Origin of the sequence: Aeromonas sp. R7-4 (genome assembly GCF_040908055.1) — a bacterium.
Classification (GTDB): Bacteria; Pseudomonadota; Gammaproteobacteria; order Enterobacterales; family Aeromonadaceae; genus Aeromonas; species Aeromonas sanarellii.
Window position 1 is genome coordinate 1 of the sequence record NZ_JBFODA010000026.1, and the last position, 23,020, is coordinate 23,020.

Annotated in this window: 17 protein-coding genes and 1 other annotated feature; of the genes, 10 read left to right on the forward strand and 7 right to left on the reverse strand. The window is 64.4% G+C overall.

Annotated elements, in window-relative coordinates:
- Window positions 1-1,651 (forward strand): cadherin domain-containing protein (locus tag AB5Y72_RS04905; RefSeq protein WP_368198651.1); only part of this gene is annotated, 1,651 nt, incomplete at its 5' end.
- A gap of 266 nt (window positions 1,652-1,917) precedes the next feature.
- Here the strand turns inward: AB5Y72_RS04905 and rnd are convergent.
- The 7 genes from rnd to AB5Y72_RS04940 form a co-directional block, all read right to left on the reverse strand.
- Complete coding sequence (rnd, locus tag AB5Y72_RS04910; RefSeq protein WP_325782367.1) at window positions 1,918-3,030, reverse strand: ribonuclease D; 1,113 nt, start codon at window positions 3,028-3,030, stop codon at window positions 1,918-1,920.
- A 98-nt stretch (window positions 3,031-3,128) separates the two neighbouring features.
- Window positions 3,129-4,805: a long-chain-fatty-acid--CoA ligase FadD gene (gene fadD / locus AB5Y72_RS04915; RefSeq protein ID WP_325782375.1), complete on the reverse strand. Its 1,677-nt coding sequence runs from the start codon at window positions 4,803-4,805 to the stop codon at window positions 3,129-3,131.
- A 196-nt stretch (window positions 4,806-5,001) separates the two neighbouring features.
- Window positions 5,002-5,844, reverse strand: a complete 843-nt coding sequence (locus tag AB5Y72_RS04920) for an alpha/beta hydrolase (RefSeq protein WP_325782366.1) — start codon at window positions 5,842-5,844, stop codon at window positions 5,002-5,004.
- Complete coding sequence (locus AB5Y72_RS04925) at window positions 5,844-6,356, reverse strand: Slp family lipoprotein (protein WP_042078700.1); 513 nt, start codon at window positions 6,354-6,356, stop codon at window positions 5,844-5,846. The genes AB5Y72_RS04920 and AB5Y72_RS04925 overlap by 1 nt, the downstream gene beginning before the upstream one ends.
- Window positions 6,357-6,423: 67 nt before the next feature.
- Window positions 6,424-7,125, reverse strand: a complete 702-nt coding sequence (gene tsaB / locus AB5Y72_RS04930) for a tRNA (adenosine(37)-N6)-threonylcarbamoyltransferase complex dimerization subunit type 1 TsaB (protein ID WP_219144228.1) — start codon at window positions 7,123-7,125, stop codon at window positions 6,424-6,426.
- Window positions 7,126-7,221: 96 nt separating this feature from the next.
- Entirely contained in the window at window positions 7,222-9,132 is a 1,911-nt protein-coding gene (locus AB5Y72_RS04935; protein WP_209792261.1) for an ATP-dependent DNA helicase, read from the reverse strand.
- 67 nt (window positions 9,133-9,199) lie between these two features.
- Window positions 9,200-9,448, reverse strand: coding sequence for a hypothetical protein (locus tag AB5Y72_RS04940; RefSeq protein ID WP_042078705.1), 249 nt, complete (start codon window positions 9,446-9,448; stop codon window positions 9,200-9,202).
- Window positions 9,449-9,638: 190 nt separating this feature from the next.
- Window positions 9,639-9,763, forward strand: a sequence feature (His leader region).
- Window positions 9,764-9,792: 29 nt separating this feature from the next.
- Between AB5Y72_RS04940 and hisG the strand changes: the two genes are divergently transcribed.
- From hisG to AB5Y72_RS04985, 9 genes are all read left to right on the forward strand, one after another.
- The gene (hisG, locus tag AB5Y72_RS04945; protein WP_209792259.1) at window positions 9,793-10,689 is read left to right on the forward strand and encodes an ATP phosphoribosyltransferase; all 897 of its coding nucleotides are present in this window, start codon (window positions 9,793-9,795) and stop codon (window positions 10,687-10,689) included.
- Window positions 10,690-10,701: 12 nt separating this feature from the next.
- A complete protein-coding gene (gene hisD / locus AB5Y72_RS04950) occupies window positions 10,702-12,000 on the forward strand; it encodes a histidinol dehydrogenase (protein ID WP_209792258.1) in 1,299 nt (432 codons plus the stop codon).
- Window positions 11,997-13,082, forward strand: coding sequence for a histidinol-phosphate transaminase (gene hisC, locus AB5Y72_RS04955; RefSeq protein ID WP_325782365.1), 1,086 nt, complete (start codon window positions 11,997-11,999; stop codon window positions 13,080-13,082). The genes hisD and hisC overlap by 4 nt, the downstream gene beginning before the upstream one ends.
- A gap of 13 nt (window positions 13,083-13,095) precedes the next feature.
- The gene (gene hisB, locus AB5Y72_RS04960) at window positions 13,096-14,247 is read left to right on the forward strand and encodes a bifunctional histidinol-phosphatase/imidazoleglycerol-phosphate dehydratase HisB (protein ID WP_368198652.1); all 1,152 of its coding nucleotides are present in this window, start codon (window positions 13,096-13,098) and stop codon (window positions 14,245-14,247) included.
- On the forward strand, window positions 14,247-14,870 hold the full coding sequence (hisH, locus tag AB5Y72_RS04965) for an imidazole glycerol phosphate synthase subunit HisH (protein WP_325782363.1): 624 nt from the start codon (window positions 14,247-14,249) through the stop codon (window positions 14,868-14,870). Before hisB ends, hisH begins: the two co-directional genes overlap by 1 nt.
- Window positions 14,871-14,875: 5 nt before the next feature.
- The gene (gene hisA, locus AB5Y72_RS04970; protein WP_318163276.1) at window positions 14,876-15,625 is read left to right on the forward strand and encodes a 1-(5-phosphoribosyl)-5-[(5-phosphoribosylamino)methylideneamino]imidazole-4-carboxamide isomerase; all 750 of its coding nucleotides are present in this window, start codon (window positions 14,876-14,878) and stop codon (window positions 15,623-15,625) included.
- A gap of 116 nt (window positions 15,626-15,741) precedes the next feature.
- A complete protein-coding gene (locus AB5Y72_RS04975) occupies window positions 15,742-16,851 on the forward strand; it encodes a two-component system response regulator (protein ID WP_325782362.1) in 1,110 nt (369 codons plus the stop codon).
- Complete coding sequence (locus tag AB5Y72_RS04980; RefSeq protein WP_325782361.1) at window positions 16,844-19,009, forward strand: PAS domain S-box protein; 2,166 nt, start codon at window positions 16,844-16,846, stop codon at window positions 19,007-19,009. The genes AB5Y72_RS04975 and AB5Y72_RS04980 overlap by 8 nt, the downstream gene beginning before the upstream one ends.
- Window positions 19,003-22,971 carry a PAS domain S-box protein gene (locus AB5Y72_RS04985; protein WP_325782374.1) on the forward strand — a complete coding sequence of 1,323 codons (3,969 nt, stop codon included), beginning with the start codon at window positions 19,003-19,005 and terminating at the stop codon, window positions 22,969-22,971. The genes AB5Y72_RS04980 and AB5Y72_RS04985 overlap by 7 nt, the downstream gene beginning before the upstream one ends.
- Window positions 22,972-23,020: the final 49 nt, after the last annotated feature.

Below are 23,020 nucleotides of genomic sequence, written 5' to 3' on the forward strand. Positions count from 1 at the left end.
CGCCATCGACCGTGAAGCCCTCGGTGCCAGCGTGAATATCGAGGTCACTGCCATCAGTGCCGATGGCTCCAGCAAGGCGCAGACCTTCACCATCGCCATCAACGATGTCAACGACAACCCGGTACTTGGCCCGAACGATAGCAATGTTGCCAGCAACTCGGTGGCCGAGAACGCCGCCATTGGTACCCAAGTGGGAATCACTGCCTCCGCCAGTGATGCCGACGCCGGCGGCCAGGCCATCACCTATTCGCTGAGCAACGATGCCGATGGCCGCTTCACCATCAACAGCAGCACTGGGGTGGTCACAGTGGCCGCGGCGCTCGATTACGAGACCGCCACCAACCACAGCATTACCGTGCGGGCCACCAGCGCCGACGGGTCCAGCAACAGCACATCCTTCACCATAGGCGTGACCGATGTGGGCGAGCCACCGACCACCACAGCCGACAGCGTGATCACCAGCATTGCGCTGGGCACCGCCATCCTGATCCCGGAGTGGTCGCTGCTGCTGAACGACAGCAGCAATGGAGACGGCTTGCTGGATGTAACCAATGTTGGTAGCGCCTCAGACGGAACAGTCTCTCATTCTGCCGGCTTGGGAAGCAGCGGCAGCGTCAGCTTCATCGACAGTACCCCTGCCGGGGGCTCATTCAGCTATGCGGCCACCGATGGCACGCTGACTGGCGCTGCGGCAACTGTATCCATACTCCGAGACGGCTTGGGCAGCCTGGATGGCACGGAGGGTAATGAAATACTGATCGGTAGCAACAGCGCCAGCGAGACCTTGGTCGGCGGCCAGGGCAACGACGTGCTGCTCGGCGGCAGCAGCAACGGCGATATCTACCGTTTCGGTCTCGCCGATGGCTCGGACATAGTCCGGGACAGTGGCGGCAACAACGACGCCCTGCTGATCAACACCAGTTCACCGACAGACAGCACGGCACTGTCCGCCCTCCACGTCGAGCGGGTCGGCAGCCATCTGCTGCTCGACATCAGTGACACCCATATCACAGTTCAGGATCAGTTTGCCGGCGCACAGGTGGAGACCCTCACCTTCAGCAATGGCGGCACCATCCATGGCTACACGCTGGGTACCGCAGCCTACACCTTGGTCGCCGACAACGGCACGCCGCTGGACGGCAGCAACGGCGACAACGATCTGATCGCCTCCTCCTCGGGCGCGGAAACCCTGAACGGCCTGAACAAGAACGACCTGCTGTTTGGCAACAGCGGGACGGACATCCTCAATGGAGGCGGCGGCAACGACCTGCTGCTCGCGGGCGGAGACAACGACGTGCTGAGTGGTGGAGATGGCAATGACGTGCTGGGCGGCGGAGCGGGCGCCGACCGCTTCGTGTTCGCCCAGACGGGGGTGAGCCACTTAGACTCGATCATCGACTACAACTTCTCCGAAGGTGACAGCATCGACCTATCGGACCTGCTGGATGCTAATTTCACCGCAGGGAGCCAAGAGTCGGATTTTGTTCGCCTGACGCAGTCAGGCAACTCGGTTACCGTGCAGGTGGATACCAACGGCGCCAGCGGCGGCGCCAACTTCGTGGACGCAGCGTCGCTTGCCAATTACGGCACCAGCGGTAGCGACGTCGTGAAGCTCCTGTTCGAGGGGAGTGACCATCTGCTGAGCATATAGCGGCACCATCGGGGGAGTCAGAATATAGTGCTGACGAATTCCACCAGTGACCCACTGACGGTCGATGGGAGTAATACAGCAACCAACTTATAGGCTGACGCTGACCAAGCACAGGTTGAACATCGTATAAATACTCAGCATTTAGCTGAACGATACTGCGGGGGGACCGGCTTCCAGGATCTGGTCCTGTTGCAGGGCATCCTGATAAGCAAAAGCCCTAGCCGCACACGCAGCCAGGGCTTTCGTCATAGGGGCGCCAGAGGCCGCTACTGCGCCAGCAGGTGGCCCACCAGCTCATGGCGCCAGCCTTGCAGCAGCATGGGCTTGTCCGCCCGGGCCCGCTCCTCGGCGCTCATGCGCCAGCTCCAGGTGAAGTACTGGTGAATGATCTTCTTGCTCGCGACCAGCTCAGGGGGGATGTTGCTGGCCTTGGCCTTCTCCTCCACCATGGCCTTGATGCGCTTGAGCTCGGCCTTGTACTGGGGATAATCCACCAGCCGGCGGATGGGCTCGGGCCAGCCTTCGGGGTCGCTCTGCTGGGCCGCCGCGACGATGTCCAGCATCCGCTTGCCGTGGATCTTGATCTCGATGGGGGCCAGCCCCAGCTCGTTGAGATCCCGCAGCGAGGTTGGCCTGCGCTCCGCCACCTTGAACAGGTGCAGCTCCTTGACCACGAAGTTGAGGGCGAGATCCCGGCGCACCGCCTCCTGCTGGCGCCAGGCGGCCAGCTCACGCAGGATGGCCAGCTCGCGGCGGCCCAGTTGCCATGCGTTGACGATCTCGAGGTAGGCCTGACGGGGATCACTGCCCTGGATCTTGCGGGCGGAGTGGTTTTGGCACTCCTGCTCGAACCAGGCAAACTTGCCGCTCTCGCGAAGCCTGGCCATCACCTTGTCGTAGAGGGGCAGCAGATAGAAGACATCCGCCGCGGCATATTCCAGCTGACGAGGGGTGAGCGGACGAGCCAGCCAGTCGGTGCGAGCCTGATCCTTCTCAAGCTCGACCCCGAGGAATTCGTTGACCAGGGCGCCGAAGCCCACCGAGACGCCATGGCCCAGGAAGGCCGCCGCCAGCTGGGTGTCGTGCATCTGGTTCGGCAGATGACCCGCCTGATGCTGGATAAGCTCCAGATCCTCGCCGGAGGCGTGCAAAATGGCGATCTGCCCTGCCCGGCCTAGGCGCTGCCACAAAGCGGAGAGATCGAGCGTCAGGGGATCCAGCAGGGCGAGGCGCTCGCCGTCATAGATCTGGAACAGACCGAGCTGGGGATAGTAGGTACGGGTGCGAACGAATTCGGTATCGATGGCCAGGGGAACGTCGGCCAGGGAAGCGAGATACTGATCCAGTTCGGCTTGCTGTGAAATGAGTTGATATTGCATCGTTGCCTGCACGTTGGTCGGACCCAGAAAGAAAAAACCGTGGATGCCCCACGGTTTTGCATAACGACAGCGCGTGACTGCAGAGCAGTGCATGCCGGTTACTGCTTGGCAATCTCCTCGTCGCGCAGCACGCGGCGCAGGATCTTGCCCACGTTGGTCTTGGGAAGTTCGTCGCGAAATTCTACCAGTTTCGGCACCTTATAGGCAGTCAGATGTTTGCGGCAGTGGGCAATTATCTCGTTCTCTGCAAGCGCCGCATCTTTCTTGACCACGAAGATCTTGACCTGCTCGCCGGAGACCGGGTTCGGCACGCCGACGGCGGCCACTTCCAGCACCTTGGGGTGGAGCGCCACCACGTCTTCGATCTCGTTCGGATAGACGTTGAAGCCGGAGACCAGGATCATGTCCTTCTTGCGATCCACGATCTTGAAGAAGCCCTGCTCGTCGCACACCGCGATGTCGCCGGTGCAGAGCCAGCCATCCTGCATCACCTCGGCGGTGGCCTCCGGGCGCTGCCAGTAGCCGGTCATCACCTGGGGGCCGCGTACCTGCATCTCGCCGGGGGTGCCGCTCTGGGTGACGAGGTTCCCCTCGTCATCCACCAGCCGGATCTCGGTGGAGCAAACCGGCAGGCCGATGGAGCCGTTGTAATCCATCAGATCGTAGGGGCAGACGCTCACCAGGGGGGAGCACTCGGTCAGGCCATAGCCTTCCAGCAGCGGGGTGCGGGTCAGCGCCTTCCACTGCTCGGCCACCGCCCGCTGCACCGCCATGCCGCCGCCTATGGTGAGCTTGAGCTTGGCAAAATCCATGCCCTTGAACTCGTCGTTGTTGACCAGGGCGTTGAACAGGGTGTTGACCCCGGTGATGCAGGTGAAGGGGTACTTCTTGATCTCCTTGACGAAGCCCGGGATGTCGCGGGGATTGCTGATGAGCAGGTTATAGCCACCCAGGCGCATGAACAGCAGGCAGTTCACGGTGAGGGCGAAGACATGGTAGAGCGGCAGCGCCGTGACCACGAACTCCTTGCCGCGCTCCAGCACGGGACCGTAAACGCCGAGGCACTGCTCCACGTTCGCAATCATGTTGCGGTGGGTCAGCATGGCCCCCTTGGAGAGACCCGTGGTGCCGCCGGTGTATTGCAGGAAAGCGATGTCCTGGTTGCTGATCTCCGGCTTGATGTACTGCAGATAGCGCCCCTTGGCGAGCGCCTGGCGCATGGTGCTGGCATGGGGCAGGTTGTATTTGGGCACCAGCTTCTTGACGTATTTCACCACGAAGTTGACCAAGGTCCCCTTGGCCAGGCCGAGGTTGTCCCCCATGCGGGTCAAGATAACGTGCTTGACCGGGGTGTCGTAGACCACCTTCTCCAGGGTATGGGCAAAGTTGGAGACGATGACGATGGCCTTGGCGCCGGAGTCGTTGAGCTGGTGCTCCAGCTCGCGCGGAGTATAGAGGGGGTTGACGTTGACCACAGTCATGCCGGCCCGCAGTATGCCGAACACGGCGATGGGGTATTGCAGCAGGTTCGGCATCATCACCGCCACCCTGTCGCCCTTGCCGAGCTTGAGCTCGTTCTGCAGATAGGCGGCAAAGGCACGGGACTGCTCCTCCAGCCGGCGATAGGTAATGGTCTGCCCCATGTTGACGAAGGCGGGCTGGTCGGCAAACTGGGTCACCGACTCTTCAAACATCTCGACCAGGGAGCCGTATTGGTCTGGATTGATCTCGGCGGGCACCCCTTCTGGATAACGCTTCAGCCAGACTCTTTCCACGAACTTCTCCTGCATAACTCGCACCTGTGCGCTCACTGTGTTGCCTCCGTCCCTGTCACATCCATTTCAATCAGTTGTTTTAAGCTCATGCTCTAATGCCGCACATATTTACATAAGGCAACATCGATTAACAGTGAATTAACAACGGGAAGTGTGAGGGAGAAAGCAAACCTGACATGATTCAAAGCCGGCGATCCTACCGGATTTGACTGAACTTTTCGATATAAACGGCGGTTTGTGCCGAATTTTCCATGTGGAAATGGTGATTTCCCGCCACCTGCACCATTTCAATCTGGCCAAAGAGCGGCCCCCGCAACTGCCATTGCGCCAGCAGCCCGGGGAAACCCTGTTCCCCCCGGATGAACAGCACGGGACAGGCGATGGCCCGGATCAGCGCCTGGGCCTGCCCTTCGCTCATGCGCAGCGGCGAGAGATCCCGCAGCCTGGGGTCGCTGCGCCAATGCCAGCGCCCTTCCCGCCCCACCAGCTGCCGCTCGCAGATAAGGCGCGCCGCCGCCGGGCTGATGTCCGCCACCTTGCAGCGGGCCGCCACCGCCTCGTCGAGGGAGGCAAACCCACCGGACGCGCGCTCGCGAGTACGACTGCGATTGAGAATGGCGCGGCGCAGTTGCCCGGGCACCTCTTCGTCGGGCTGGCTCAGCGGCCCTAGCCCCTCCAGCAGGATGAGGCGCGCCACCTGCTCGGGAAAGACCCCGGCATAGGCGCTGGCGATCAGCGCTCCCAGGGAGTGCCCCAGCAGGATGAAGCGCGACCAGCCTGCGGCCTGCACGATCTGGTGGAGATCGTCCAGCCAGTCAACGAAGACATAGGGGGTCACCTTGTGATCCGAGTGGCCGTGCCCCGGCAGATCGAGGCAGACGAGGTGAAATGCCTCAAGATGAAGCGCCAGGGGCACAAAGCTGGCGCCGTTGTCGAGCCAGCCGTGCAGGGCGACGAGCAGCGGCCTGCCCTGCCCACCGTTGTCCAGCAGGGCGATGCGCCGCCCGTCCGCCAGGGTGATGAAGCGTTCTGTCATCATCACCAGCGGGAGTAGTGGCGCCTTGGCCAGAAGGGATCATAGAAGGGGTCGTAGAAGTAGGGATCCACGTAGCGGATCTCCACCTCCTTCACCGGTGGCCACAGCTTGCTGGCGGTCACCTTGAGCACGGAGAAACGATACTTGTGCTCCCCTATCTGGCTGTCCACCGGCTTGTCAAGGGTGCCGAGCACCGTCAGGCTGCGCCCCTTGGCGTAGAGCGTCGGATCGACAAAGCCCTTCATGACGGCGAGGAAGCGCCCCGGGCTCTGCTCGGTCTGGGTCGGCACCCCGTTGGCCTTGAGCGGCAGATAGACCACCTCCACCACGCTCTGATCCTGTTCGTTGTGCACCGCCGAAATGACGCCGCTCCAGCGGGCCGGCTTGCCCTCCATCCCCTGCAGGGCGGGCTGATAGGCCACCAGCTGGTTTTCCGGCTCATAGACCAGCTCCCTAGGCACCGAGCTGCAGCCCGCCAGCAGCAGCCCCGCCAGCATGATCACGGATTTCATCATTCGCCTCTCCTTATCCGCGTCGTCCACCTTCACTCACTGGCATCGAGTCGCGGCTCGCCGTTGGATGTCATTCGCGACCCGGCAGTTTTTTCCAGGTCACCTTGTCTCGCAGATAGACGGGGGTTGCCTGCTCCACCGGCACTGCCTCCCCCGCCAGCCAGGCTTTGCTTGCCAGGGGCAGCATGTCGAGCGCCGCCGGGAAGCGCACCTGGCTCGTCACCAGGACCTCGGCCAGATCGTCGAGCGTCTCGCCATAGGTCTCAAAGCCGGTGCCGACACAGGCAACACGCCCGTTCAGCGTGCCACGGGCCTCAACCAGTGCGCCAGGGTGGCTTACCACCTCCTCCCCCACCAGTTGCATCGTGTCGCCCTGCCACTCGTAGTGGCCGAAGTAGACCTCGTCCATGCGCGCATCGATGGCGGCCAGCACCCGCTCGGCCCCTTCCAGACGGTGAGCCCCCTGAGCCATGGCCGCCAGGGTTGAGATGCCGATGAGCGGCACGCCGGCCCCAAAGGCAAGCCCCTGGGCCACGCTGATCCCGATCCGCACCCCGGTGAAAGAACCCGGTCCCCGCCCGAAGGCGATGGCGTCGAGTTGCTCCAACGATAGACCGGCGTCGGCTAACACAGCCTGAACCATGGGCAGGATCTTGCGGGTGTGATCCCGCGGCGCCTCCTCCCAGCGGGAGAACACCTTGTCGCCCACCATGAGCGCAGCGGAGCAGGCTTCGGTGGCAGTATCAACGGCCAGGATCTTTAACTCATCCATTCTTTTTTATTCTCTTCACATCAATCAGTTAAATCGTCAGCATGGCCTTGGCCTGCCGTCATGCATTGGCCGGGACGAGTTCCCGGCACGGTGGACTCACTCCCGTGGTCCGAAAAATTCTCCCAGGCTCGCCAGCTCCCGGGTCCTTGGGATGGCGGGCAGGCTCTTGATGAAGGTGGCGCCGTAGGGCTTGTTGACCACCCGGGGATCACAGATAACAAGAACCCCGTGATCACTGCGATCACGAATGAGCCGCCCGACCCCCTGCTTGAGCGCAATCACCGCCTTGGGCAGTTGAAGTTCGGCGAAGGGATCTCCCCCCTTGAGCCTGCAATCCTCCACCCGCGCCTTGAGCTGGGGATCATCCGGGCTCGCAAAGGGCAGCTTGTCGATGATAACACAGGACAATGCGGCCCCCCGCACGTCTATCCCCTCCCAGAAGCTGCTGGTGGCCACCAGCACGGCGCGGCCGTTCTCCACGAAGGTCTTGAGCAGCCGCTGCTTGTTGTCCTCCCCCTGCAACAAGACGGTGCGGCCTATCTCCCGGCGCAGCACCTCGGCCACCTGCCGCATCACCTGATGGCTGGTGCAGAGGAAGAAACAGCCCCCCGGCGTTTTGTTGATGAGCGGGATCATCAGGGTGGCCAGTTGCTCCCCCCGCCCGAAGGCATTGGGCTCGGGCAAGAAACGAGGCACGCACAGCCGCGCCTGCTCGGCATAATCGAACGGGCTGTCGAGGATGAGCTCGGCACTGCCGGCCAGCCCCATCTCGGCCACAAAGTGATCGAAGCGATTGTCCACCGTCAGGGTGGCGGAGGTGAAGATCCAGGCCACCTCGGGGCGAAGGACCTCGGCGCCAAAGCGCTCGGCCACCGAGAGCGGGGTGAGGCTCAGGGTGAAGTGCAGGCGCGAACAGTCGTACCAGTAGGAGAAACCGGTCTGGTTGATGGCCAGCACCTCCCCAAGCCGGGTGCGCAGCTCGCTGATGCGCTCGAAACAGTGGTCGAGCTGCTCGCCACGCCCCAGCGCCAGTTTCAGCACCTCGTAGCAGAGCCCGAGCGCGTCGTTGAGGCGAGCCAGCGCCTGGGCCCAGAGCGGCTGGCGCAGCAGGTCTCGGGTGTTGCCGCGCCCCCCCTCCACGCCGAAGGCCAGACGCAGATCCTGGCTGGCGATGGCGAGCCGGTCCGCCGCCTTGCCGAGCTGGGCCATGTCGTGAGCCTCGGCCCGATAAGCCAACTGGATGTCCTGGGCCAGATCCTGGATGGTGCGGCTGCCCACCGACTTGCCGAAGTAGTTGCTGGCGATCTCGGGCAGCTGGTGCGCCTCGTCGAACACATAGACCTGCGCCTCGGGCACCAGCTCGCCAAAACCGGTGTCTTTCACCGCCATGTCGGCGAAGAAGAGGTGATGGTTGATCACCACCACCTGGGCCTCCATGGCGCGGCGGCGGGCCACCACCAGGTGGCAGTCGTCATAGTAGGGACAGTCGCGGCCCAGGCAGTTCTCGTTGGTGCTGGTGACATGGGGGAGGATCTCGGCATTCTCCTGCAGCCCCGGAATGTCCCCCACATCGCCATTGTCCGTGGTGGTGGACCAGGACTTCACCTTGACCAGATCATTGAGCACGTCGGGCTTTTGCAGGTGGGATTCGGCGAGCAGGCGGTTCATCCGCTCGATGCACAGGTAGTTGCTGCGCCCCTTGAGCAGGGCCACAGGCCGCGTGTAGTCGAGCGCCCCCGTGATGGTGGGGAGATCCCGGTAGAAGAGCTGCTCCTGCAGGTTCTTGGAGCCCGTGCTGATGACGATCCGCTTGCCGGACTCCAGCGCCGGCACCAGATAGGCGTAGGTCTTGCCGGTGCCCGTGCCCGCCTCCACCAGCAGGCGACCACCGTGCCGGATGGCGCGCGCCACCGCCTCGGCCATCTCCAGTTGCGGCGCGCGGGCCTTGAAGCCATCGATGTGGCGGGCCAGAGGGCCGTCTGGCTTGAACAGGGTCTGGATGGTCAAAGGCGTGTCCCGCAGCAAAAGCGGGCATTATGCCAAAAGCGCGGCGAAAGCGGGACTGATAATACGTTCAGACGAAGAGATCGATCTGGTGATCGGGGTCCGGCTTGTGATCATCTTCCTGCACCTTCGGCTGATCACGCCGCTCCGGATGATACCCCTGCTGGCGCGGCTGGCCGCCACCGCCGCCATTCTCGGTGCCTATCTTGCGCAGTTGATGCTTCTGGCTGATCTGGGTCACCTCCCGCTTGATGTCGTCGGGGCTCGGCGTCGAGGGTGCGCGGGGCAAGATGGGGAATAACAGATCCTGGCTGGGCATGATGTCGCCTCCTCTGGCTCTTCATCGTTTAGTTATCGACCAGAAAACCGTTTTCTCAACTTAAATCGTCCGGATCACATTTTTCGGTTGCTTTTTCCGTCAAGGCAGGTAGTTTAAATCGGGCGTCAACAACGACATCTGATTTGTAAAGGATTGATTACATCATGAAGTTCACCACCCTGAAGACTCATCACCACCATCATCATCCCGAATAGTCTTTCAGGAGGTTGACTGCTGGAAGACACTTAACTGGTGACTTCCAAAAGGACCGCAAGATTCATAAACCCTCGGAAGCACCCACTTCCGAGGGTTTTTTCGTTTTTGACTAGAAGGAAAATCGAGCAATGGAAACACAACGTCTGCGCATCGCCATGCAAAAGTCCGGCCGCCTGAGCCAGGACTCCCAGGCCCTGTTCAAGAGCTGCGGCCTCAAGATCAACCTGCGGGAGCAGCGCCTCATCGCCCATGTGGAGAACATGCCCATCGACATCCTGCGGGTGCGCGATGACGACATCCCGGGTCTGGTGATGGAAGGGGTGGTCGACCTCGGCATCATCGGCGAGAACGTGCTGGAAGAGGTGCAGCTCATCCGCGCCGCCCAGGGACTGCCAGCCGAGGTCAAGACCCTTAAGCAGCTCGATTTTGGCGGCTGCCGCCTCTCTCTGGCCGTGCCGGACGACGTGGACTACCAAGGCCCTGCGAGCCTCGCCGGCAAGCGCATCGCCACCTCCTACCCCGGGCTGCTCAAGCGCTTCTTCGACGAGCAGGGCCTGGGCTTCAAGAGCGTGATGCTGGGGGGCTCGGTGGAAGTGGCGCCGCGCGCGGGCCTGGCCGATGCCATCTGCGATCTGGTCTCCACCGGCGCGACCCTGGAGGCCAACGGCCTGAAAGAGGTCGAGGTGATCTACCGCTCCAAGGCGGTGCTGGTGCAGGCTCCCAACCCCCTGAACGACGCCAAGCAGAGGCTCATCGACAAGCTGCTGCCCCGCATCCAGGGGATGCAGCAGGCCCGCGAGAGCAAGTACATCATGCTGCACGCCCCGAAAGACAAGCTCGACGCCATCACCTCCCTGCTACCCGGCGCAGAGCGCCCCACCATCATGCAGCTCGCCGGCGAGACCAATCAGGTGGCGCTGCACGTCGTCTCCAGCGAAACCCTGTTCTGGGAGACCATGGAGCAGCTCAAGGCCCTGGGGGCCAGCTCCATCCTGGTGCTGCCCATCGAAAAGATGATGGAATAAGGAAGCAACATCATGCAGACCCTGATCTGGAAGAGTCTCTCCCCCGCCCGGCAGGCCGAGGTGCTGACCCGCCCCGCCCTCGGCGACGAGGCCGACATCGGCGCCGTGGTGCGGGAGATCATCGCCTCCGTACGGGCCCGCGGTGACGAGGCGCTGCGCGAGCTGAGCCAGCGCTTCGAGCGCGCCCCCCGCGAGCAGTTGCGGGTAAGCGAGGCCGAGATAGACGCCGCCTGTGCCCGACTGGATGACGACATCAAGGACGCCATCCTGGCCGCCATCGCCAATATCCGCACCTTCCACGCCGCCCAGGTGCAGCCCGTCGTGCGGGTCGAGACCCAGCCCGGCGTCCTGTGCGAGCTGCGCACCCAGCCCATCGGCCGGGTCGGCCTCTATGTGCCGGGGGGCAGCGCCCCGCTCCCCTCCACCGTGATGATGCTGGCCATTCCGGCAAGCCTAGCCGGCTGCCGCGAGGTGGTGCTCTGCACCCCGTCGCCGGCCAGCGACGAGATCCTGTTCGCCGCCCGCGCCTGCGGCGTGCGCCAGGTGTTCGCCATCGGCGGTGCCCAGGCCATCGCCGCCATGGCCTATGGCACGCAGACGATCCCCAAGGTGGACAAGATCTTCGGCCCGGGCAACGCCTACGTGACCGAGGCCAAGGGCCAGGTCTCCCGCGACTGGCGCGGCGCCGCCATCGACATGCCCGCCGGCCCCTCCGAGGTGCTGGTGATCGCCGACGACAGTGCCAACCCGGCCTTCGTGGCGGCCGACCTGCTCTCCCAGGCCGAGCACGGCCCCGACAGCCAGGTGGTGCTGGTGACCACCTCACCGCGCCTGGCCGATGCCATCAGCGACGAGCTCAAGGCGCAGCTGGCGCAGCTCAGCCGCCGCGACATTGCCGCCAAGGCGCTGGACGCCAGCCTGGTGATCCTCTGCGACAACCTGGACGAGGCCTGCGCCATCTCCAACGCCTATGCCCCCGAGCACCTTATCGTGCAGACCGAGGCGCCGAGGGCGCTGCTGGACAAGCTCGAGAACGCCGGCTCCATCTTCCTCGGCGCATGGACCCCGGAGTCGGTCGGCGATTACGCCAGCGGCACCAACCACACCCTGCCCACCTACGGCTATGCCCGCACCTGCTCGAGCCTGGGGCTCGCCGACTATCAGCGCCGCTACACGGTGCAGGAGCTGAGTGCGGAAGGGATCCGCGGCCTGGGCCCCATCGTCCAGCGCATCGCCGAGGCGGAAGGGCTCGATGCCCACAAGAATGCCGTTACCCTCAGACTGAACGCACTGCAAAAGGATTTATCATGAGCATCGCCAACCTGGCTCGCCGCGTGGTGCGGGCCCTCACCCCCTACCAGTCCGCCCGCCGCATCGGTGGCAAGGGCCACGTCTGGCTCAACGCCAACGAGGCGCCGCTGGCCTACCCCTTCACCGTCGAGGGCAGCCGCCTCAACCGCTACCCCGAGTGCCAGCCGGCCGAGGTGGTGAACGGTTACGCCGCCTACGCCGGGGTGACCCCGGATCGGGTGCTGGTGAGCCGCGGGGCCGACGAGGCCATCGAGCTCTTGATCCGCACCTTCTGCGAGGCGGGGGAGGATCAGATCCTCATCTGTCCGCCCACCTACGGCATGTACGCCATCAGCGCCGAGACCTGCGGCGTCGGCATCGTGGAGCAGCCGCTCACCGCGAGCCGTCAACCCGACTGGCCCGCCATCGCCGATCGGCTGTCGGACGTGAAGCTGGTGTTTCTCTGCTCCCCCAACAACCCCACCGGGGATCTGGTGGGCCGCAAGGGGCTCATCGCCCTGCTGGAGAAGGCCCGGGAGCGCGCCATCATCGTCGTGGACGAGGCCTATATCGAGTTCTGTCCGGAGGCGAGTGTGGTGGACCTGCTCGCCCAATACCCCAACCTGGTGGTGACCCGCACCCTCTCCAAGGCCTTCGCCCTGGCGGGGATCCGCTGCGGCTTCACCCTGGGGGATCCCGAGGTCATCGCCATGCTGGCCAAGGTGATCGCCCCCTACCCCATTCCCGATCCCATCGCCCAGATAGCAAGCCAGGCGCTCTCCCCCATGGGGCTGGAATTGATGCAGGATCGGGTGCAGGAGCTCAACAAGCAAAAAGCGATCATCAAGGCCGAACTGCTCCGTCTGCCCTGCGTCAAGGAAGTGTTCGAGGACAAGGGCAACTTCGTGCTGGTGCGCTTCAATGACGGGGCCGCCGTGTTCGCCGCCATGAAGGCCGCCGGCATCATACTGCGAGATTTTTCCAGCAAGCCGGGGCTCGACAACAGCATCCGCATCACCATCGGCTATCAGGGCGAAATGGATGCCGTGCTCCAGGTGCTGCGCGATGTTGCCGCCACCACCCCGTCTGCCGCCAGCGTATAAGGATGTAGAAGAGATGAAGACCCCGTTTTTGTTTATCGACCGTGACGGCACCCTGATCGAGGAGCCGGTCACCGACAAGCAGGTGGACAGCCTCGCCAAGCTGCGCTTCGAGCCCATGGTGATCCCTGTGCTGCGAGAACTCCAGGCCGCCGGCTACGTGCTGGTGATGGTGACCAACCAGGATGGGCTGGGCACCGCCAGCCTGCCGCTGGAGAACTTCCAGCCCCCCCACGATCTGATGATGCACCTGTTCGAATCCCAGGGCGTCACCTGGGAGCAGGTGCTGATCTGCCCCCACTTCCCCACCGACGGTTGCAGCTGCCGCAAGCCCAACCTGGGCCTGGTGAAGGAGTACCTGGCCTCGGGTCGCATCGACTTCGCCAACTCCTTCGTCATTGGCGATCGCCAGACCGACCTGCAGCTCGCCGAGAACATGGGTATCCGTGGCATCCGCTACCACCCGCAGGAGAGTGGCTGGCTCGCCATCCGTGATCAGTTGCTCTCCAAGGGGCGCACCGCCGAGGTGGAGCGCTACACCAAGGAGACCCGCATCCAGGTGGCGGTGGATCTCGACAAGAGCGGCGGCAACCAGATCGCCACCGGCATCGGCTTCTTCGATCACATGCTGGATCAGATAGCGACCCACGCGGGCTTTCGCCTCAGGCTCAAGGTGAGCGGCGATCTGCACATCGACGATCACCACACGGTGGAAGACGTCGGGCTGGCGCTGGGCCAGGCCCTGCGCCAGGCCCTTGGCAACAAGCGCGGCATCGGCCGCTTCGGCTTCGTGCTGGCGATGGACGAGGTGCAGGCGGTGATCGACGGCCGTCCCCGTCCGGCAGCAGCCACGAGCGGCAACGAGCAGGCCCCCTCCCTGACCGAACTGGATGTGGCCACGGCCCTGGATCTCAGCGGTCGCCCCTACTTCGTGTTCGACTGCCCGAGCGGCTTTGGCCGCGACAGCGTGGGCGAGATGGCCACCGAGATGGTGCCCCACTTCTTCCGCTCGCTCTCGGACGCCATGGCCATCACCCTGCAGATGAAGGTCGGCAGCGGCAACACCCACCACCAGGTGGAGGCGCTGTTCAAGGGCTTCGGCCGCGCCCTGCGCCAGGCAATCCGGGTGGAAGGGAGCGAACTCCCCTCCAGCAAGGGGGTGCTGTGATGGCAAACCAGAAGCTGGTCATCATCGACACCGGCTGCGCGAACCTGGCCTCGGTCAGGATGGCGTTCGAGCGCCTGGGCGTGCAGCCCCTGGTCTCCAGCAAGGCCGTCGACATCGAGCAGGCCGACAAGCTGATCCTGCCCGGGGTCGGCACCGCGGTGGCCGCCATGAAGAACTTGAACGAACGCGGGCTGGTGCCCCTTATTCGCGCCGCCAAACAGCCGCTGCTGGGCTTTTGCCTCGGCATGCAGATGCTGGCGCAGGCCTCCGAAGAGAGCATGAACACAGCGGATCAGGGATGCGGCGAGATCGACTGCCTCGGCATAGTGCCGGGCAAGATCCGGCTGATGGAGGTGGGCGATCTGCGCCTGCCCCACATGGGCTGGAACCAGATCACCCACGACGAGACCCACCCGCTGCTGAAGGGGATCCACAGCGGCAGCTACTTCTACTTCGTGCACTCCTATGCGCTGGAGGTGACCGAGGCGACCCTGGCCACCTGCGACTATGGCCGACCCTTTACCGCCATCGTGGGCCGCGACAATTTCTTTGGCGCCCAATTCCACCCGGAGCGATCCGGTGCGGCCGGCGCCCGTTTACTGCAAAACTTTCTGGAGCTGTGACAAGGATGATCATTCCCGCCATTGATTTGATTAACGGTCAGGTGGTTCGACTCTATCAGGGGGACTACGACCAGAAGACCGCCTACAGCAGCAGCCCCCAGGCCCGCTTCGATGAATACGTCGCCCAGGGGGCGGGGCAATTGCACCTGGTGGATCTGGACGGTGCCAAGGATGCCAAAGCGCGCCAGCTGTCCCTGATCACCCGGCTGCTGTCGGCCACCGACGCCCCGGTGCAGGTCGGCGGCGGCGTGCGCACCGAGCAGGACGTGGCCGATCTGCTGGCGGCAGGCGCCAATCGGGTCGTTATCGGCTCCACCGCCGTCAAGTCTCCGGAGCTGGTGGCCAGCTGGATGGAGAAATACGGCCCCGAGCGCATCGTGCTGGCCCTGGACGTCAACATCGATGAGGAGGGCAATCGCCACATTGCGGTGGCGGGCTGGCAGGAGAACAGCGGTGTCACCATCGAAGCCCTGATCGAGCGCTTTCTCCCCGCCGGGCTCAAGCACGTGCTCTGCACCGACATCAGCCGGGACGGTACCCTGGCCGGTACCAATGTCGCGCTCTACCGGGATCTCTGTGCCCGCTACCCGAGCGTCGGCTTTCAGGCCTCAGGCGGCATCGGCGGCCTGGCCGACATCGAGGCGCTCAAGGACTCGGGGGTCAAGGGGATCATCCTCGGTCGCGCCCTGCTGGAGGGCAAGTTCGACGTAAGAGACGCTATCCTGTGCTGGGGCCAGGGCACCACGACCCCGTGAACCGGGAGAGCCTGCCCATACGGGCGGGCCTCTCTTCCCCGATGTGTGCGAACCTTATGATTTGGCAGCAATTGGCTCTATACTCGACCCCATAGGGACAGCGTCATGGAAGACATATGTTGACACCTCACAGCGCCACCATCCTGATTGTCGACGACTCGCCCGAAAATCTGATGGTACTGACCGAACTGCTCTCCCCTCACTACCGCGTGCTGGCCGCCCAAAGCGGAGAGAAGTGCCTGCGCATCGTCGGCAGCGACACCCAGCCGGATCTCATCCTGCTGGACGTCATGATGCCGGGCATGGACGGTTATGAGGTGCTCAGACAACTGCGCCAGTCCCCGGGTGGCAGCACCACCCCCGTGGTCCTGCTCACCGCCCTCGCCGATCCCCAGAGCGAGGAGTACGGTCTCTCCCTTGGCGCCGTCGACTACATCACCAAGCCCATCAAGCCCATCATCGTTCAGGCCAGGGTGCGCACCCAGCTGGAAGCCAAGCAGGCCCGCGACGGCCTGCAGAACCAGAATGCGGCCCTGGAAGCCGAGGTGGCCAGGCGGATGGCCGAAAACGACCTGATCCAGCAGGTGGCCATCCGCGCCCTCGCCCACCTGGCGGAGATCCGCGATCCCGAGACCGGCAACCATATCCTTCGCACCCAGGGGTACGTGCACCTGCTGGCCAGCGCCCTGGCTGATCACCCCCGTTTCGTCCATACCCTGACCCCGGGCTACATCGATCTGCTGAGCCGCTCGGCCCCCCTGCACGACATCGGCAAGGTGGGCATTCCCGACCACATCCTGCTCAAACCGGGCAAGCTGACCCCGGAGGAGTGGCAGATCATGCGCACCCACGCCAAGCTCGGCAGCGACGCCATCGAGCAGGCCGAGCAGGACATGGAGCAACCCCTGGCCTTCCTGACCCTGGCCAAGGAGATCGCCCACTGGCACCACGAGAAGTGGGACGGCAGCGGCTACCCGGATGCCCTGCAGGGGGACGCCATCCCCCTCTCTGCCCGTCTGATGGCGCTGGCCGACGTGTTTGACGCCCTCATCTGTGCCCGGGTCTACAAACCGGCCATGCCCTATGAGGAGGCGCGCGCCCTCATTCTCTCCGGCAGCGGCCAGCACTTCGATCCGGACGTGGTGGCGGCCTTCGACCGTCACTTCGAGGAGTTCGTGAGCATCGCCGAGCGCTACCGGGATGACGGCGAGGTCGCGCATGGCTGAACGGCCTCCGCTGACCCGGGCCCACGTGCTCAACGTGGTGCTCACCTATGCCGCCGTGGCGAGCCTGTGGATCCTGCTCTCCGACAAGGCGGTGGAGTGGCTGTTCAGCACCCCGGCCCAGTTCGCCCTCGCCAGCACCATCAAGGGCTGGCTCTTCATTCTCATCACAGCGCTCATGCTCTATGCCATGCTGCGCCGTCGCACCGACCAGGCCCTGGTCACCCCCGGCGTGACCCGGCGTCAGTGGCTCCCCTTCGTGCTGCTCAACGGGCTCATCCTGGCGCTGACCGGCATGGCCATCGCCCAGAACATCGAGCTGACCCGGAGCAAGGAGGTCGCCCGCCTCGAAGCCATCGCCGATCTCAAGAGCAGGCGCATCACCGAATGGCTCGACAACCGCGAGCAGGATGTCCGCCAGATCATCGAGAGTCCGCGCTATGACGCCCTGCATCGGGATGGGCTGGCGGCCGCATCATCCCATGAACAGGCGCAGTGGCAGACACAGCTGCTGGACTTCATCTCACTGCGAGGATTCCAGGGGGCCGCCGTGTTTGGTCCAACCGCCCAGACCCTGTGGCACACCCCGGGGGCCGGCACCATGAATACTACCCTGCAGGATGCCCTGGCCCGGGTGGAAGCAGGCAAGGTGCTCAGGGTGGGCCCCTACCTCGATGAGCGGGGACAATCCAGGCTGGATTTTCTGGCCGCCCTGAACACCCCGGGCAAGGCTTCCCCCGTGATCGCGCTGCAGATCATCGGCACTGACTGGGCCGATCGGATCCTTCGCACCTGGCCCATTCCCGACAGCAGTGGCGAAGCCATGCTGTTTCGCCAGCAGGGGGATCAGGTGCGTTATCTGAGTGGCCTGCGTTATCGCCCCGATGACGCGGCCCTCACCCTGCACTACCCCCTCACCCACCAGACCCTGCTGGCCGCCCAGTACCTGCGTCTCTACGCCGGTCAGGGCGAATCCCGGGTGCTCTCCGGCAAGGATTATCGGGACACCGAGGTATTTGGCGTCGTCTACCCTGTGATGAACACGGACTGGTATCTGCTGGCCAAGATAGACAAGGCCGAGCTCTATCAGGCCACCTTCAAGGAGAGCATCTGGATCGGCCTCATCGGCCTGCTGGTGCTCTTCATCACCAACGCCGGCGTCATCCTGCTGCGCCAGCACACCCGGCTGCAGATGGCCGAGCAGCTCCACCACTCCCAGTCCCAGCGGCTGGAGGCGCTGCAGCTGCTCTCCGCCATCGCCGACAGTTCGGAAGATGCCATCTTTGCCAAGGACAGGGAGGGCAAGTACATCCTGTTCAATCGCGCCGCCAGCCGGTTCGTCGGCAAATCCGCCGCCGAGATGCTGGGCCAGGACGACATGGCCATCTTTCCCCCGCAGCAGGCCCGGATGCTGATGGCCGCCGGCCGCCAGGTGATTGAACGCAACCGGGTGCAGACCGAGGAGGAGTACCTGACCCTGCCCTCAGGGGATCGCGTCTTCCTCGCCACCAAGGGGCCGCTGCAAGACAGCGATGGCCGGGTGATCGGCATCTTCGGCATCTCCCGCGACATCACGGACGCCAAGCGGGCAGATGCCGACTTGCGCGAGCGGGAGGGGCTGTTTCGCGCCCTGGTAGAGCAGTCCCTCGCCGGCATCTACATCATCCAGCAGGGGCGTCTCTGCTACATCAATCCCTGCTTTGCCCAGCTGTTTGGCTATGATTCACCCGGTGCCTTGCTCGGCGTTGGCAGCCTGCACGCCCTCGCCGCCCCCAAGGACAGCGCCAGGGTGGCCGAACTGATACAGGCGTGCGAGCAGGATGACAGCGAAATCCACACCCGTTTCAGCGCCCAGCACCGGCAGGGGGAGGCCCTGGAGGTCGAGCTCTACGGGCGGCGCGTCGATTATCGCGGCCAGCCCGCGGTGATCGGGCTCCTGCTCGACGTCACCGAGCGGGAGCAGGTCGAACAGGCCCTGACCCACCAGGCCGACGAGCTGCGCCAGCAGAACCATGAGCTGGAGCGTTTCAACAAGGTGATGGTGGACAGGGAGCTCGCCATGCTGGCGCTCAAGCACCAGATCAACGGGCTCTCGCGCCAGCTCGGGCTGCCGCCTCCCTACCCCCAGGCTCCCATGCCACCGGAGGATCTCCCATCATGAGCTGGTCGCAACTCTGGCATGTTCGCCCCTCTACCCAACGCTGGGGTGTCTGCCTGCTGGCGGTGCTGCTTCCCCTGCTGATGCTGCAGATCCGGATCCAGCTGCCCATCGCCTTCGGCGAGCGCCCGCTGCTGGTGCTCTTCATGCTGCCCATCATCATCTGCGCCCTGCTGGGAGGCCTGCTGCCTGGCCTGCTCTGCACCCTGGTCAGCGCCCTGGTCACCACCTATTTCATGCTGCCCCCCGTCAATGAGCTGCGCATTACGGCGGGCCAGGATCTGGTGCAGTGGGGGCTCCTCATCGCCAACGGCCTCCTCGTCAGCCTGCTCAGTGCCGCCATCCACAGCGCCCGGGCCCGGGAGATCCTGCACTGGCAGGAGCTGATGAACACCCAGTCCCGCCTGCAGCAGAGCGAGAACCGCTTCCAGGCCACCTTCGAGCAGGCGGCGGTCGGCATCGCCCTGGTCTCCCCCGATGGTCACTGGCTGCGGGTCAACCAGCGCTTGTGCGACATGCTGGGCTACCGGGCCGACGAGCTCACCGAGATGACGTTCCAGCAGCTGACCCACCCGGACGATCTCTTCATCGATGAGACCCATGTCGCCCGGGTGCTGGCGGGGGAAATCCCCCACTACACCCTGCAAAAGCGCTACCTGCACAAGGGGGGAGAGACCATCTGGACGACCCTGACGGTGGCCCTGGTAAGGAACCTCGACGAAGAACCCGACTACTTCATCTCCATCATCGAGGACAATCGGCAGAACAAGGAGACCGAGGAGGCCCTGCGCCGCAACGAGGCCATACTGCGCGAGTCCCAGCGGCTGGCCAAGATTGGCAACTGGCGCTGGCGCATTGCCGACGACAGCCACTTCTGGTCGCCGGAGATCTATCGCATCTATGGCCGCGATCCCGCCCTGCCCCCCGCCGTCTATCCCGAGGTGAGAAAGTACTTCACCCAGGAGGGGTGGCACGCCGTCGCCCAGGCCGTCGAGCGCTGCCGACGGGACGGGCAACCCTACGAGTGCGATGCCGAGATCATCAACGAGCAGGGGGAATCCGCCTGGGTCATCGCCCGTGGCGCGGCCCTGACAGCGCCTGACGGCACCACCATCGAGCTCTATGGGACAGTGCAGGACATCACGGAGCGCAAGCTGGCCGAGCAGCGACTGCTGCACAATCAACAGGCTGCACTCGATACCCAGCGCCGCGCCCGCCTCGCGGCACTGAACCTGATGGACGACGCCATCAGCGCCCGGGTGCGTGCCGAGACCATCAGCAGCGCCCTGCGTGAAAGCGAGCAGCGGCTGTTGATGGCTCAGGAAGGGGCCCACGTGGGGATCTGGGAGTGGGACATGGTCAGCAACCGTCTCTTCTTCTCGCCCGAATGTGCCCGCCTCTATGGCCGCAGCGCCCAGGACCTGGGTGATTTCGCCGCCTGGCAGGCCTGCCAGCATCCCGATGACAGGCTCCGCATCGAGCAGTTGCTGGCCGAACGGGCGGTGAGCGGGGCTCCGGTCGAGATCGAGTTCCGCATCCTGCTGCCGGACGGCAACGTGCGCTGGCTGGCGAGCAAGGGGAGCGTCTACCGGGATGCCCAGCAGCGCCCTGTCCGCCTCCTTGGCATCCATCTGGACATCACGGAGCGCAAGCTGGCCGAACAGCAGCTGCGCCAGTTGTCCCTGGCCCTGGAGCAGAGCCCGGACGGCGTCTTCATCACGGACACCCGGTCACGCATCGAGTACGTCAACGCCGCCTTCCTCGCCGCCAGCGGCTACCAGAAGAGCGAGGTGATCGGCCAGACGCCCTCCCTGCTGCGCTCCGGTCTCACCCCGAATGCCACCTATGTCGCGCTCTGGGATGCCGTCCACCACGGCCAGCGCTGGCACGGGGAGTTCATCAACCGGCGCAAGGATGGTGCCCACTACCAGGTGCTGGCCACCGTCTCCCCCATCCGCCAGGAGAACGGCGAGATCACCCACTATGTGACCGTGCAGGCCGACATCACCGAGAAGAAGCAGCTCGGCGAGGAGCTGGACCAGTATCGCTACCATCTGGAGGAGATGGTCAACGAGCGCACCCTGCAGCTGGCCCTGGCCCACCAGCGCGCCGAGAGCGCCAATCACGCCAAGAGTGCCTTCCTGGCCAACATGAGCCACGAGATCCGCACCCCCATGAACGCCATCCTGGGGCTCACCTATCTGCTCAAGCGCGACACGCCGGATCGCATCCAGCACGAGCGGCTGGAGAAGATAGACAACGCCGCCCAGCATCTGCTGAGCATCATCAACGACATCCTGGACCTCTCCAAGATCGATGCGGGCAAGATGGCGCTGGAGCTGACCGACTTCTCCCTCACCGCCATGCTGGACAACGTCAGCGCCCTGATGAGCGAGCAGGCCCGTGCCAAGGGGCTCGCCATCGTGATCGACATCGGGGATGCCCCGGCCTGGGTCCACGGTGACATCACCCGGCTGCGCCAGGCGCTGCTCAACTACGCGACCAACGCCATCAAGTTCACCGAACAGGGCTCGGTCACCCTCAGGGTCCGGGTCACCCGCCCGCTCACCACCGGCTATCTGCTGCGTTTCGAGGTGGAGGACACCGGCATCGGCATCACCCCAGAGCAGCGCGAGAAGCTGTTCCAGGCGTTCGAGCAGGCCGATGTCTCCACCACCCGCAAATATGGCGGCACCGGCCTGGGCCTGGCGATCACCAGCCGGATCGCGGCCCTGATGGGGGGAGAAGTCGGCGTCACCAGCACCCCGGGCAAGGGGAGCTGCTTCTGGTTTACCGCCCGTCTGTTCAAGGCCAGGGAGGAGGTGCAGCCATCGCCGCTGCTCGAACAGGTGGAGCAGACGCGCTATTTCCCGGGCCATGCCAGGGTATTGCTGGTGGAGGACAACGCCATCAACCGCGAGGTGGTGCTGGAGCTGCTGTGCAACAGTGGCCTCGTCATCGAGACCGCCGTCAATGGCCAGGAGGCGCTGGAGCGTGTCAGGCAGCACTCCTTCGATCTCATCCTGATGGACATACAGATGCCGCTGATGGACGGTTACAGCGCCACCCGAGCCATCCGGGCGCTGCCCGGCTGGGAGCAGGTTCCCATCCTGGCCCTGACGGCCAGCGCCTTCGAGGAGGACAGGAAGGCGAGCGAATCGGCCGGCATGAACGACTTCATCCCCAAACCCGCCACCCCCGCCAAGCTGTTTGAGGCCCTGCAGCGGTGGCTGCCCGACGGCAAAGTGGCCGGGCTCCGCCATGAGGAGCATGATCCGGGCATAGAAACGGGCCCCCTCTCCCCCCTGCTGGGACTCTCCGGGCTGGATCTGCAGCAGGGGCTGGCAGTGCTCAAGGGCAATCAGGAGAAGTACCTCTCCCTGCTGCGCTACTTCGCCAGCGAGCACGATCAGGACATGGTCCTGCTGAGCCAGCATCTGCAGACCGGGGACCAGACCGCCGCCTCCCGCCTGGTTCACACCCTGCGCGGCGTGGCCAGCACCCTGGGGGCGGTGGAGCTGGCGCAGCACTGCCTGCAGCTGGAGCAGGAGATCGCCGCCGGTACCCCCCCGCCGGCCGAACTGATGTCGACCATCGACAGATGGCTTGCCGCCCTGCACGAACGGCTGGGGAATGAAGAGGCGGCCACGGCCACGGATCTGGTGCCCCTCGGCAACCCGTGGCGCCGCCAGCTGCTTCGCCAGATGGAGGCGCTGCTGGTGCAGAGCGACACCGCGGTGATCCCCCTGTACGAGCAATACGCCGCCCCCCTGCGGCTCATGCTGGGCACTCGAAGCGAGACCCTGGCCAGGCAGTTGAAGGAGTTCGACTTCGACGCCGCCCTGCTCACCCTTCGCCAGCACATGGCTGCGGACGAGCCCGATCCTGATGACCTGACCCCGCTTGCCGACACCCCGTCGCGCAATCCTGGCCTGATCAAGGGTGACAAGGGGTTGAACCACTGAATGAAGTCATGCATATAGTGTGGGTCCCGGGGATGGGCAGCCGTGTAGC